Below are 13,179 nucleotides of genomic sequence, written 5' to 3' on the forward strand. Positions count from 1 at the left end.
CAAGTCGAGAGATCTTATACCACATTACGGCTTGATGCTTTTTTCACCAATCAAAAAGGCACCGCCCGCCATGGGCAGTGTCTTTTCAGGGAGAAGAGATAGGTAAATGCCGGTGCCCCGTTTTAAGGAAGCACTGATTCGTTGTCGCGGTGTCTCGTCTTTTCCAAAAGCCCTATAAAATGAAGTGATATTTCATAAAGAGCAATGGCCGGCAGAGCCAAAAGGGACTGGGTAAGGATATCCGGTGTTGGCGTTATTACCGCCGCCAGGATAAAGGCGCCCAGGATGACAAATTTTCTTCCTTTTTTCAGGGTCTTTCCCTTCACCAGCCCTGCCAGAGACAGAGCAGTCATGATCAGTGGCATGTTGAAGATGACGCCGAAGGGAAGAATCATGAGGATGACAAATTCCAGGTAGCTTTCCATGGAAAGGAGAGGCGTGAAGCTGTCGCCGCCGAAAGCCATGAGGAAATGAAGGCTCTGGGGCATGACAAGAAAATAAGAAAATCCGATGCCCCCGAGAAAAAGTCCTACAGAGAGAGGGACAAAGAGGATGGTCCAGGTTTTTTCCCGATCCGTCATGGCCGGCAGGATAAAGCGCCAGAACTGGAAGAATACCACCGGCGACGCCAGAATGAAACCGGCAATGAGGGCAGTCTTCATATAAATGACAAATACCTCCGCCGGCCTGGCAAAGTAAAGGTGACCCGCCGGTGCCGTCAAGAAGGATATGAGGTTCTGTATAAAGAAAAGGCAGATGGCCGTACCGGCCAGCACCGCCGCCAGAGAATAGAGTATCCGCTTTCTAAGCTCCGCCAGGTGACCGGTCAAAGGCATGTCACCGGCTGCTTCACCGGGGGCTGTCATTTTTTAGCGCCTTCCGTCTTGACTTCTGCAGATTCCGCCTTCACCACCACCGTTTTCGGTTCGTCCATATTTACCGCATCCTTGAATTCATGCATGCTTTTACCAAGGGCTTTTCCAATTTCCGGCAGCTTGCCGGGGCCGAAAACAATCAGACCGATAACCAGGATGAGAAGCAGTTCTGGAATTCCAATACCAAACATGGGAAGCCTCCTTTATGAAATACAAATGATGATTTCCTTCCATCATAAGCGGCCATTTTTTTCTTTCCGTCAAATCTTGTTATAAGTTCTGTCATATTCTGCCAAATTTCTGCAAATTTACAGAAATCTGACTCTTTTTGCTTTTATTTTTCCATATTTTATTTTTCCCTTTGCAAATCCTCATTACACTGAAAGGAAAGCAGGAGATCTCCCTTTCCCAGGGAAGCGCCGATACAGCTGCTGTCTGCTTTCATTTCTACCACTTTATGCAGTACAGGAAATGGAATGATGTGAACAGCCGGCTCCAACTGTTCAAAGAACTCCATGACGCCATCGGGCATAAAAATTCTTATGAAAGCAGATTCTATGACTGAATCGGTGCTTTTCCGGATTTTCTCCCGCCTGCCGGACATTTCCCATCCGGCTTTTATTGCAGGGAAGTGCTGATTCACCGACCGAACCGGTGCTTCTTCAAGCGGGGAAAATGAACATTTCCTGCCCCGCTTTTATATGTTTACGTTGAGGAGGATGAATCTATGAGTGAATCCATGATGAAGGAACCCATTTCCAGAAGGACTTTTCTGAAGCTCGCTGCCGGCAGTGCCGCCGGTGCTCTTCTTTTCCGCTTTCCCTTTCAAGCCTCAGCTGCGGAAGAAACCGCCAAATCACTGGAGATCCGGCCCTGTGCTCTTTCCGCCCTGCCTGCTGCAGAAGAATCTGCCAAAAGCTCTCCCCTGGTAAAGGGTTCCTATGAGGATATCCTCAGTCTGGTGAACACCATCCATGACAGCAGCCTGAAATCGTCAGTCCTTTCCATGATCCGCCATCCGGAACCTACCTTCATGGAAAACTACAGTTCTTCCTCCCAGATTACCCGGGTGTATAACAAGCTGGTGGAAATGAAGCTGGCAGACCCATCCAAAATTTCTGCGGAAACACTCTTTCCTCCGGTTCCTTCCCGCCTGCAGCCCTTCATGACTGCTCCCGGCAGCGGATACATGAGCCATCATCCCTATCCCGGCGGCCTTGCCACCCATGTCTGCAGCAACCTGCACATTACTTCCGGCATCTGCCGCACCTACAAAGATGTCTTCGGCTACGATGTAGACTATGATACTGCCATGGCGGGCCAGGCCCTTCACGACATTGAAAAGCCCTACGTATTCCAGTGGCAGAAGGATGGAAGCTCTCTCAAGGAATATACTCTGGCCGGTCAGGGTGCCCATCATGTGCTCAGTATCGCCGAATCCATGATCCGCGGTATCCCGGCAGAGGTTGTAACTGCCCAGGCCTGCGCCCACGGAGCTCCCTCCAGCCCGAAGGAAGAACAGGATGTGGTGGGCTGGATCAAGGCAGCCGCCCTCATTGCTGGAAAAGATCCTGTCCGCAGCGGCTATCTCAGAAAAGACGGAGAAGGCCTCCCTGCTCCCCACAAGCAGGAAGGATACATCGTTCATCTGGGAGACCATGACTGGGTTCTCACTTCCCCAGCTTCCCAGAAGTCCATTGCTATCCTGAAAAATGTGGCCTCCTCCCGCTACGGTATTGATGCGGAAAAGAATCCGGAAAAATTCAACCGTTTCCGGAACTACATCGGCTCCCAGGTTTCCTTCATGTACATCAACCACCTTTCTTCCTTCCCCGATGGAGAAGAACAGATTGAAGCACTGGCAGGAAAGATCGTGACAAAGGACTGAAAAGGTTCCGGGATTTGACCGGTCCTTCAGAGCCGATGGGATATGAAGGTGCCTGCAGCGCATACTTATAGCAGCTATTCACTCCATTCCTTTTAGCAAAAAATCACCGGTACCCAAGCATTCAAAAAGAGGCCGTGAAAAAATGTTCAATCATTTTTTCACGGCCTCTTTTTCATGACTCTCATATTCTTCTCGGGGATTTTCAGATTCTGTCGAGAGGAAGGTAAGCTGTCCGTCGCTTCGTCATCTCGAGCGGGGCTGCACGGCGCTGCACGGCGGTATGAGGATGAATGATCCGGGCTCTATGAAAGCTCTGCGCCGAGAGATCCCTGCATTACGATGCACTTGTACTATCAGGGCTGAGATTTCTCAACTCCTCTTCACCGGATTCACGAACGCTCTGCATTTTTCTGCCGCTTTCCTCCGCTCGAAACGACGATTTGAAATGCAGATTCAGGAAAGGCTTCTTCTCCAGAAGAAATAATAGGCCAGTCCGAGAAGGGAGGAAGCCAGGCAGATGACGCCATACATGAAAGGATAACCGAAGGCATTGGCCGCCACGCCCAGAAGAGCTGCCGCCAGTCCTACAGAAATATCCAGGGACCAGAAATAGGTGGAGGTTGCCACCCCTGCCCGGGAAGGCGGCGCACTCTGCACCGCCAGTGTCTGGAAAGCCGGTGCCAGAGCGCCAAAGCCGATGCCCAGCACAGCCGCAGACAAAAGGAGCATGAACAGAGTTCCTGTCAGACTGAAAAGAATGAAGCCCACGGAGAAAAAGGCAAAACCCGGATAGACAGTGGCATTGGGACCATGGTGGTCAAACAGATAGCCCACAAAGGGTCTTGTCACCACGATCACCAAGGCAAAGACAAGGAAGAAAAGACTGGTATCCTCGCCCATGCCCAGGGTCCTGGTATACATGGGAATAAAGGTAAGCACCCCGCCATAGGCAAAGAATACAAGGCCGCCCAGAATGACCGAAGGAAGAGCCTTTTTTTCAATAAAGTCTCCTATATGAAATCCGCTTTTCTTCTTTCCGCTGGGAAGAATCACCTCATCAGGCAGCTTCTTTCCGTTGCCTCCTGCCAGTGCTCCCAGGGCCAGCAGAGCCAGGAAGATGAAAAGAGGATGGGAACCCAGGTAATCCATAACCAGCAGCCCCACCAGCGGCCCGATGACCATGGCCATGTTGCCGGATACGGCAAAGTAGCCGATTCCTTCCCCCTTGCGCCGTGCAGGAAGCACCATAGCCGCCATAGCCGCCGATGCAGTGGTGCCCAGAGCAAATATCACGCCATGAACAAGGCGAAGGAACCACACCGTATGAAGTCCGGAGGCAAAGTAAAAGCCTACCATGAGAAGGAAGAAAATCAATGAAGCAATAAACAGCAGCTTCTGCTTATTCACGCCGTCAATAATCCTTCCTGCCACAGGGCGGCACAATACAGTGCCGATCTGGAAACAGGTCATAGCCATGCCTGCCTCCCACTGCCCCTTCCCCAGGTCATCCATGATGAATACAGGAAGCGCCGCAATCATAATATATTGGGACATAAAATAAAAGAAATTCGTGAGCCCCATTCCCACGAATTCCCGGGTCCAGATCTTATTATCAGACATATAAACATACCTTTCATAAGTACTATAGAGAAGCATATCTATTGTATCACAAAGGCATAGGATGTAAAGGAAACGGAATGCCCTATCCAAAAGGTTCAAAGAACGCCGCCATCCCCCTCTGAACCCACTCGTTTTGGGGAATACAGACAGACTTGCTCCGAGTACTGGCGAATACAACCTTCAGTCCGCACGACAGCATCAGGCAATGGCACTCCACACCCAGAAACGTGGGTCTCTTCGGGAATACGGTCCGGCGCCGCAATCACTAAGCAGCCCTGCACCGGCTCTATTCGTTTCATTTTGCGTCCATAGTATAATGTATAATAAAGTTGTTACAGAAAACCGGGAAAGGATGGATACCATGGGACTTCAATTCATATTTGGCCGGGCAGGAACGGGAAAGACGGAACGGTGCTGCCGGGAAATAGGGGAATTCGTTAAAGGCAGTCCTGACAGGAAGGCCTTCCTTCTGGTGCCGGATCAGGGCACCTATACGGCGGAATACCGGCTGGCACAGTCGTTTCCGGGAGGCGGATTTACGAATGTGACGGTCTGCGGTTTTTCCCGCCTGGCCTACCGCATTTTCCAGGAGCTTCATTCCCCTGTCAGTGATGCACTGTCGCCTCTGGGACAGCAGATCATCCTGCGCCGCCTGCTGGAGGAGCATAAAGGCGAGCTTCAGATGATCATGAAAGCCGCTTCCTATCCTCATTTTTCCGAAAAGCTGACCAATTTTTTCCATCAGCTGGATATGTTCTGTGTAGCCGAGGAAGATCTGGAAGGAGCTGCCGAGGCCCAGGGTGACACACCGCTGGGGAGGAAGATGTCTGATCTGGCCCTGCTGTACCGTGCTTACCATGCTTACCTGAAGGAGCATTTTGATTATCAGGGCAGTCTTTTTGACCTGCTGGCCCGGGAAATCCCCAAATCTCCTTCCCTCCGTTCTTCCCGCATATGGATTGACGGCTTCAACGGCATGGCTCCCCAGAAGATACGCATCGTGTCCGCACTGATTCATACGGCGGACACGGTCACCATGACCCTGCAGATGGATAACCCCACGGAAGCGGCAGTCAATCCGAATTTTGCCCGCCCCTTCCATCTGTTTACCCTTTTATCTGAAGAAGAGCGGCATTTTTCCTCTGTCACCCTTTCCAATGACTGCCGGTTTTCTTCTCCCTCCCTGCAGGCCATGGCCCGCTGTTTTTTCAACCGCCGTGCTGATCCTTCTCCCCTTCCAAAGAAGGAGAACGTCCTGCCGCAGGAAGGGCTTCATCTGGTCACCGCTTCCCACCGAGCCGAAGAAGTGGACTTCATTTCCCGTACCATTCTTACCCTGGTGCGGGACTGCCGCCTCCGTTTTCGGGATATTCTGGTGCTCCTCAGAAATCCGGAGGACTATGATGATTTATTCGAGCGGTCCTTCAAGCGCTATGAAATTCCTGGATTCATTGACCGCAAGCACCCCATGAACAACCATCCTCTGGTGGTGCTCCTGGACAGCCTGGTCCGTTTCCTTACGTCGGAAAGCAGCAGGAAAAACAGCGGATGGCAGCGGGAAATCATTTTCCGGATGCTGAAGACCTTCCTGCTGCCCGAATGGCCGGAAGAGGATGTGGACCGGCTTGAAAATTATGTGCTTTCCCACGGCATCCGCCCCTGGCAGTACCATGAAGAGTGGGTATTCCGCACCTACCGTGATCTGGATGCGCCTCCGCCTGCCCTGTCAGACAAAGAGCAGGAAGAGCTCCGTCAGGCCAATGCATGGCGCCAGCGCCTTACCGGCCTGCTGGATCCGCTGACCGACGAGTGGAAGAACCATCCTCTGCCGAAAGACCGCTGCCGTATTCTTTACCAGTGGATGATGGCCCGAAAAATTCCTGACCGTCTCAGCCGTATGGATGAAAAGGAATCCATTCATACCAACCTGCGCCCTCATCTGCAGGTATGGAAGAAAATCCTCACCCTGCTGGATGAAATTGTCCATACTGCCGGCGGCGATGCCGTTTCCGAAAAAGACTTTCTCTCCATCTTTGAAGACGGTCTGTCCGCCCTGACCTATTCTACCATTCCTCCTACCCTGGATCATGTCACCGTCACAGGCATGGACAGAGGCTACGGTATGGAAGCAGCTGCTGTATTTATTCCCGGAGCCGCAGAAGGAGAATTTCCCCGCCGGGTGGAAGAAAGCGGATTCTTTACAGAACTGGAGCGGCAGAAAATCTACAGGGACAGCCGTCTCATCTTTGGCGAAAACCTGCTTGAAGAGGTGCACAAGGAACAGTTCTTTACCTACCTGGCCCTGACCAGGGCTGAAAAGGTACTTTACATCACCCGGCCTTCCGTCAATGATGACAATAATGATACAGAGCCTTCCTTCCTCATTTCCCAGCTCCAGCGGCTGGGATACGCAGAAGAAAACCGCACTCTTTCTCCCAGAGACCGCCTGGAAGACCGCTCTTACTTTTCCAATCCCCGGCAGGCCCTCTCCCTCCTGCCTTCCCTTCTCCGGGAACACATACCGGAACCCTCTTCCCCCTGGGCCGCTCTGGTACGCTGGGCCAGGGATCACGGCTATGAAGAAGACCTGAAGGAAAACCTGTCCGGATTTCAATACAAAAACGAAGCGCCTCCTCTTCCGCAGGAACTGGCAGCCCGGCTTTTCAAACCCCAGGGCCGCTTCTTCGGTTCCGTCACCCGTTTTGAAAATTACCGCCACTGTCCTTTCATGTATTTCATGAAATACGGACTCAAAATCGACAAGCGGGATGAAGGGGACATGGAAGCCCTGGATTTTGGCAATTATCTCCATGCCGGTCTTCATCAGTTCGGGCAGTCTCTGGCAGGAGAAAAGAAGCAGTGGCGGGATGCCACCGATGAAGATATCAGCAGTCTGTCAGAAACCATTGCCTCCCGACTGGCACCCAAGGTTCATTACGGCGCTCTTCATGCCGACGGCGCCTCCCGTTATACGGAAAGAGCGCTGAATGAAACGTTCCGCCGTTCCCTCACCGCACTGCGCAGATGGAGCCGGAACAGCTCTTTTGATACAAAGGCCCTGGAAAAGGAATTTTACCTTCATTTAGCCGGTGAAAATGATACTTTCACACTGAACGGAAAAATCGACCGTATCGACAGGTGCGGAAACGCAGTCGCCATCTTTGACTATAAGACCGGTCATACCACCGCCACCCTGCAGGAAGCAGCCGCCGGTCTGAAGCTCCAGCTTCTCACCTATCTTCTGGATGTGGAAGAAGAAGGCGGCGAAGGCCTTCTTCCCGCTGCCCTCATGTATATTTACCTGTCCGGCGACGTGCGAAGCCTTCCCTCTGTGCCGTCGGAAGATACCCCGCTGAGTCAGGATCGGGAACAGACTTCCGGCTGGATTCTGAACGATCCCGATGTAGTGCGCTCCCTGGACAGCGCCGCCGGAGAGGATGACTCCTTCCTGTCTGTGAAATTTACAGGAAAGGGTACCCTGGCCCAGAACTCTTCTTCCCTTCTGTCTGCTGATGATTTCAAAAATCTTCTCGCTATAGTCAAAAAGAAACTGCTGGATATCTACCACGCCATGGAAAAGGGCCGGATTCCCATCCGCCCGGTCCGCTACAAAGGCAAGATTCCCTGTACCTACTGCCCCTATCATGCAGTATGCCAGTTTGACCCCAAAGGCGAAGGAGAAACCTATGATTATATCCACCTGCCTTCGGACAGGGAACTGAAAAAGCATCTGTCGGAAATGGCAGAAAATCCATCCGAAAAACCTGCAGGCGCAGAAGATTCAAAAGAGAACGGTTGACAGCTTCTTAGGCGGCTGAAGTTCAAATTGCCTTTTGTATTGTGGTCTGCGGCAGCGGCTTTGTCTGACGCAGTATAAATACCTCAATACACGTCAGCCTCCCCGCCTCTCACATGTCATCCTGAGTGAAACAAAGGATCTCGGTAAAAGCAGCAGGTGAAGAAAATGCTGATAAATAACAGTCGGCGGGAAAATGAATATCTGGCCTATCGCAGAATGCTTGAAAGTGTCATAACCAGCGCTTGCCAAGATTCTTCGCTTACGCTCAGAATGACAAGTATCACGGGGTAGCCCTCATAAACGACTCGATTATTCTTCCCTATTTCCCCGCCTTCCACACGTCATCCTGAGTGAAACGAAGGATCTCGGTAAAAGCAGCAGGTGAAGAAAATGCTGATAAATAACAGTCGGCGGGAAAATGAATATCTGGCCTATAGCAGAATGCTTGAACGTGTCATAACCAGCGCTTGCCAAGATTCTTCGCTTACGCTCAGAATGACGAGTTTCACGGGATATTCCTAATGAACAACTCTATCGCTCTTTTCTGCTGTCTCCCGCCTTTCACATGTCACCCTGAGTGAAATGAAGGAGCCGGGTATAAACAGCAAGTGAGAAAAATGCCAATCAATACAAATCGGCGGAAAGAATCAGCTAATGCATTTTTTCCCCTCCATTTTAATCTTAATCACGAATCCACCGGTCGATTCATGGAAAGGCTCTTGAAATTAATTGGCCGTCCACTCTTTAATTCCACATTTCATTATCCATGCACCATGGAAAGGAGAAACTATTATGAGCAACCATTGGACAAAAGAACAGGAGGAGGCCCTTTCCCTCCGCGGAAAGAATCTCCTTCTTTCCGCCGCGGCAGGCAGCGGAAAAACGGCTGTGCTGACCGAGCGGATCGCCCGACTGGTGAAAGATCCTGCCAATGGTACAGATATCAATGAACTGCTGGTACTCACTTTCACCAAAGCCGCCGCCAGCGAAATGAAGGCCCGGATTTCAGAAGCCCTTTCCAATGCGCTGAAAGAGGCGGATGAAGCGAATGATGAAGGTCTTGTCCGTCATTTGGAAAAGCAGATATCTCTTCTGGGAAGCGCCCAGATTTCCACGCTGGACTCCTATTTCCAATCCATTATCCATCAGTATTTCTACCTGCTGGATCTGGATCCCAAAATCAGAATTTTATCTGATGAAAATGAAGAATTTCTGCTGGAAGACGAAGTGCTGTCGGAAGTACTGGAAAAATGGTATGAAAAAGAAGACGCCGATTTTCTTGATACGGTCGATCTTTTCGCAGACCGATACCAGGATCACGCCTTGAAGGAAATGATTCTTACCATTTTTCATTTTTCCTGCTCCCTCCCTTTTCCTGAGGACTGGATCGCCGGTCTTCCCGCCCATTACCGCATTCCCGACGGCGCCTCCATGGACGATCTCCCCTGGGACAGGCCGGTATTGGAAAAGCTGGTGTCCCTTTCAGAAAAGATCACCGATTCCTACCGGCAGATGTTTGCCATTATGGAAATGAATCCCATGGCCCAGGCAGTATACAGCAGCCAGCTCAGCAATGAATATGCCTATTTCTCCACCCTGGCTTCCATGAAGAACTGGAAGGACTGGTTCAGCCTGCCTTCTTTTTCCATGGATACCCTGAAAAGCATGACGAAGTCCCAGGCGGTATCCTTCCATCTGGCCAAATCCTCCGATTTCAACAGTTCTCCCGATGCGGAGACCATCAAAGGGCTGCGCACCGAGGCAAAGAAGACCTGGCAGAAGGAAATTCTTCCCTTTGCCCAGATTTCTGAAAAACGATGGATTTCGGAAACAGGCGCCATGTATCCCACCGTGTCTGTCCTCTCCCGGCTGGCCCTCGATTTTTCCTCTGCTCTGAAAGAGCGGAAGAAGCAGGAGGGGCTCATGAATTTCAATGATATGGAGCATTATGCCCTGGAAATCCTGCTGGATCGTGACAATCCGGACTTCACTCCGGAAAAGGCCTGCCTCTTCCCCTCTGCCGCCGCGCTTGCCATCCGAAGCCGGTACAAGGAAGTCATGATTGATGAATACCAGGATACCAATGGTGTGCAGGAGCTTATCACGCAGCTGGTATCCAGCGGAAATAACCGTTTCATGGTGGGTGATATCAAGCAGAGTATCTATCGATTCCGTCAGGCAGATCCCACCATTTTCCTCGAAAAATACCATACCTATTCTCTGGATAAAGACGCACCGTCCCGGCGCATCGACCTGAACCGCAATTTCAGGAGCGATGCCGCCATCCTTTCCTCCATTAATTTCCTTTTCCGCCAGATCATGACACGAAAGAACCTGGAGCTGGATTACGGCGACGCAGAAGCCCTCTATGCAGGACGCCATGAGGAACAGCGCCCCGCCTCCTATGCCGGCGGATCAGTGACCATCGACCTCATTGACCGAAAAGACATGGCGGAGGCTGACATTCCTGACGACCTGAAGGATATGGAAAACATGACCCTGGAAGGACGTCTCATCGCCCGCCGTATCCATGAAATGATGGATGGAGGAAAGACCGTCATGAATAAAAACGGCACCTTCCGTCCCATGAACTATGGAGATATCGTCATCCTTCTCCGCTCCATTGCAGGAAAAGGCCCCCAGCTCATGAAGGTGCTGGAGGAAAATCATATTCCCGCCGTGTCTGATAAGGAAGAAGACTTCATGGAAAGCGGAGAAGTGGAAATTCTCTGGGCTCTTCTGAAAATTCTGGACAATCCGCTGCAGGATCTGGCCCTGGCCGCGGTGCTCCGCTCCGTCTTTGTCGGACTGGACGAAAAAGACCTGGCTCTTCTGGCCCTGAAAAAAGCAGAAACCGGAGAAACCAGCCTCTGGCCTCTCCTTACTGCTTCTATCCTTTCACCGGAAAAGAATAAAAAACTGCACCATTTCCTCTCCCTCTATCAGGACTGGCGGGAAAATGCCCTGCGGGACGGCACTGCTCCACTCCTCCGCCGAATTCTGGGCGATACGGATTATCTCACCTATGTATCGGGACTCCCCGGCGGCGCATGGCGGGCAGGCCACGTACTCTCCTTCTACCACCTGGCACTGGAAAGGGACAGTGCTCCCAAAAGCGGACTCTATTCTTTCCTCAATTACCTGGGGGAACTGAGAAAAGAAAATAAAGCCTTCAAGTCTCTTTCCGTTTCCTCCATTCCAGACTCCGTCCACATTATGACCATCCATAAAAGCAAGGGACTGGAATTTCCGATAGTCTTCCTGGCCGATGCGCAGAAAGAATTCAACCTGCGGGACACCTGGCAGACTGCCATCTGCCACAAGTCTCTGGGCCTTGGTATACAGTACTATGACAGGCAGCATAAGGTCCGCTGGCCCAGCCTGTACTGGTATGCTCTGAAGGAAGCCTCCCGAAAGGAAAATCTGGCGGAAGAAGCCCGCCTGCTCTATGTAGCCATGACCAGAGCCCGGGATAAGCTGTATATTACCGGTATCCGAAAGGATCTGGACGCCGATCTGGACCGCTGGACCACCTCCCTTGCCGGACGGACATCGGACGAACCTCTTGCTCCCCTGCCTTCCCATCTCACCGCCAACGCCAAATCCTATCTGGACTGGATCATGCCTGCCGCCCTGCACCACAGGACCATGAAAGAGGCCTGGGAAAAGGTGGGAAAAATCCCCTCCTTCCGTGAGGATGCCCCTTCCGATCATTCTCTTTTCTCCTTCCATATTACAAACCAGAAGGATCTCCTTACAGAAGAAGAGGCCGCATGCCTCACTGATTCATCCGATTCTTCCCCTCTTTCCTCTCTGCAGGAAGAGGACCGGGAGGAAACCAGGGACCTTCATGATTTCCTTTCCCATATTCCTGAAAAAGCACCGGACTGGATGGATAAGCAGCTTTCCTGGACCTACAGCCATCCCGGTGCTGTGGAAACACCGGCCAAACTTACCGCCACCGCCGCCGTTCATCTGCGGGAACAGGCAGAATACCGGGAAAGCGACGAGCCGCCACTTCCTTCCGCCATTCTTGCAGGTGAAGCTGATGATGCCCTGGATGCGGACTACGCAGCACCGCCCCTCTTTCTGGCAGCAGATGAAATGAAATTCCAGGGCACTTCCTTCGGTACTCTCATGCACAAAGCCATGGAAATGATCGATTTTACCACCCTACCTGCCGATGAAGCCTCCATCCAGTCCGCCATCCGGCAGCTGGTGGAAAACCACGTCTTCACTGAGGAAGAAGGGGAAACCCTCCTCTCCCCGAAACGGAAACAGACCCCTGTCTCCGCCCTCCTCGCCTTCGCTCGGGGTCCGCTGGCAGAAAAGATGAAACAGGCTCGGATCATAAGGAAAGAAATGCCCTTCTCCATCCTTCTCCCTGCCCGTTCCTTCTATCCAAACTGCGAAGAAGGAGAAAACATCTTCCTTCAGGGCATTATGGACTGCCTTCTGGAAAATGAAAAAGACTTCATCATCATTGACTATAAAACCGACCATACCATGACGGAAGAAGCACTGAAAGAGCATTACAAAATCCAGCTTCAGGTCTATGGAGAGGCTGCTGAAAAACTGCTGGGCAAACCGGTATCCCACCTTTATCTGTGGTCCTTCACCTATGGCAAGGCCATTGAAGTAGAGAAGATATAAAGGAATTCTGTGCGGCCCCGCACCCTCCGGGCGCCCACCTTAATCGCCGCGAAGCGGCATTTATCACTCCCTCTGAACCAGCCCGGAAGGCGGAGCTGTTCCCGGGCCGAACCGGCCCGCCCAGGGCGAAGCCTGTGGGCGGCCTGCCCCCTCTGCCCCCCTTGCGTACGAGAATACAGTTCAGTAAGTTCAGCATCCCACGGTCCGCAGAAAGCGGAAAGCCGTCTCACTAGTCCACCAGCCCATAAAAAAAAGAGCCCCTTTTCGGAGCTCTTTTTTACTTCAGATTCCCAGTGCTTCTTCTGCAGTAGCAGGCATATCGGGAAGGGGCGTCTTAAACCATT

At 51.8% G+C, this 13,179-nt stretch carries 6 protein-coding genes; 3 read left to right on the forward strand and 3 right to left on the reverse strand.

Annotated elements, in window-relative coordinates; translation table 11 throughout:
- Positions 1-122 precede the first annotated feature (122 nt).
- Both tatC and tatA read right to left on the reverse strand, forming a co-directional pair.
- Positions 123-866, reverse strand: a complete 744-nt coding sequence (gene tatC / locus ACI4N7_RS03555; RefSeq protein WP_439731987.1) for a twin-arginine translocase subunit TatC — start codon at positions 864-866, stop codon at positions 123-125.
- Positions 863-1,066 carry a twin-arginine translocase TatA/TatE family subunit gene (tatA, locus tag ACI4N7_RS03560; protein WP_439731988.1) on the reverse strand — a complete coding sequence of 68 codons (204 nt, stop codon included), beginning with the start codon at positions 1,064-1,066 and terminating at the stop codon, positions 863-865. Before tatA ends, tatC begins: the two co-directional genes overlap by 4 nt.
- A gap of 536 nt (positions 1,067-1,602) precedes the next feature.
- Between tatA and ACI4N7_RS03565 the strand changes: the two genes are divergently transcribed.
- Positions 1,603-2,763 (forward strand): twin-arginine translocation signal domain-containing protein, encoded by a 1,161-nt coding sequence (locus ACI4N7_RS03565; protein ID WP_439731989.1) that lies wholly within the window; start codon positions 1,603-1,605, stop codon positions 2,761-2,763.
- A gap of 453 nt (positions 2,764-3,216) precedes the next feature.
- Here ACI4N7_RS03565 and ACI4N7_RS03570 read toward each other — a convergent pair whose 3' ends face one another.
- On the reverse strand, positions 3,217-4,383 hold the full coding sequence (locus ACI4N7_RS03570) for an MFS transporter (protein WP_439731990.1): 1,167 nt from the start codon (positions 4,381-4,383) through the stop codon (positions 3,217-3,219).
- Between the two features lie 361 nt (positions 4,384-4,744).
- On the opposite strand from ACI4N7_RS03570, the gene ACI4N7_RS03575 reads away from it, so the two are divergent.
- Positions 4,745-8,182: a PD-(D/E)XK nuclease family protein gene (locus ACI4N7_RS03575; RefSeq protein WP_439731991.1), complete on the forward strand. Its 3,438-nt coding sequence runs from the start codon at positions 4,745-4,747 to the stop codon at positions 8,180-8,182.
- 792 nt (positions 8,183-8,974) lie between these two features.
- On the forward strand, positions 8,975-12,835 hold the full coding sequence (addA, locus tag ACI4N7_RS03580; protein ID WP_439731992.1) for a helicase-exonuclease AddAB subunit AddA: 3,861 nt from the start codon (positions 8,975-8,977) through the stop codon (positions 12,833-12,835).
- Positions 12,836-13,179 lie beyond the last annotated feature (344 nt).

The organism is Dialister sp. (assembly GCF_051885895.1).
Classification (GTDB): domain Bacteria; phylum Bacillota; class Negativicutes; order Veillonellales; family Dialisteraceae; genus Dialister.

Excerpts from the sequence above, each read along its gene's own strand:
- tatC (WP_439731987.1), bottom strand. The coding sequence starts at position 866 with ATGACAGCCCCCGGTGAAGCAGCCGGTGACATGCCTTTGACCGGTCAC.
- tatA (WP_439731988.1), bottom strand. The coding sequence starts at position 1,066 with ATGTTTGGTATTGGAATTCCAGAACTGCTTCTCATCCTGGTTATCGGT.
- ACI4N7_RS03565 (WP_439731989.1), top strand. The coding sequence starts at position 1,603 with ATGAGTGAATCCATGATGAAGGAACCCATTTCCAGAAGGACTTTTCTG.
- ACI4N7_RS03570 (WP_439731990.1), bottom strand. The coding sequence starts at position 4,383 with ATGTCTGATAATAAGATCTGGACCCGGGAATTCGTGGGAATGGGGCTC.
- ACI4N7_RS03575 (WP_439731991.1), top strand. The coding sequence starts at position 4,745 with ATGGGACTTCAATTCATATTTGGCCGGGCAGGAACGGGAAAGACGGAA.
- addA (WP_439731992.1), top strand. The coding sequence starts at position 8,975 with ATGAGCAACCATTGGACAAAAGAACAGGAGGAGGCCCTTTCCCTCCGC.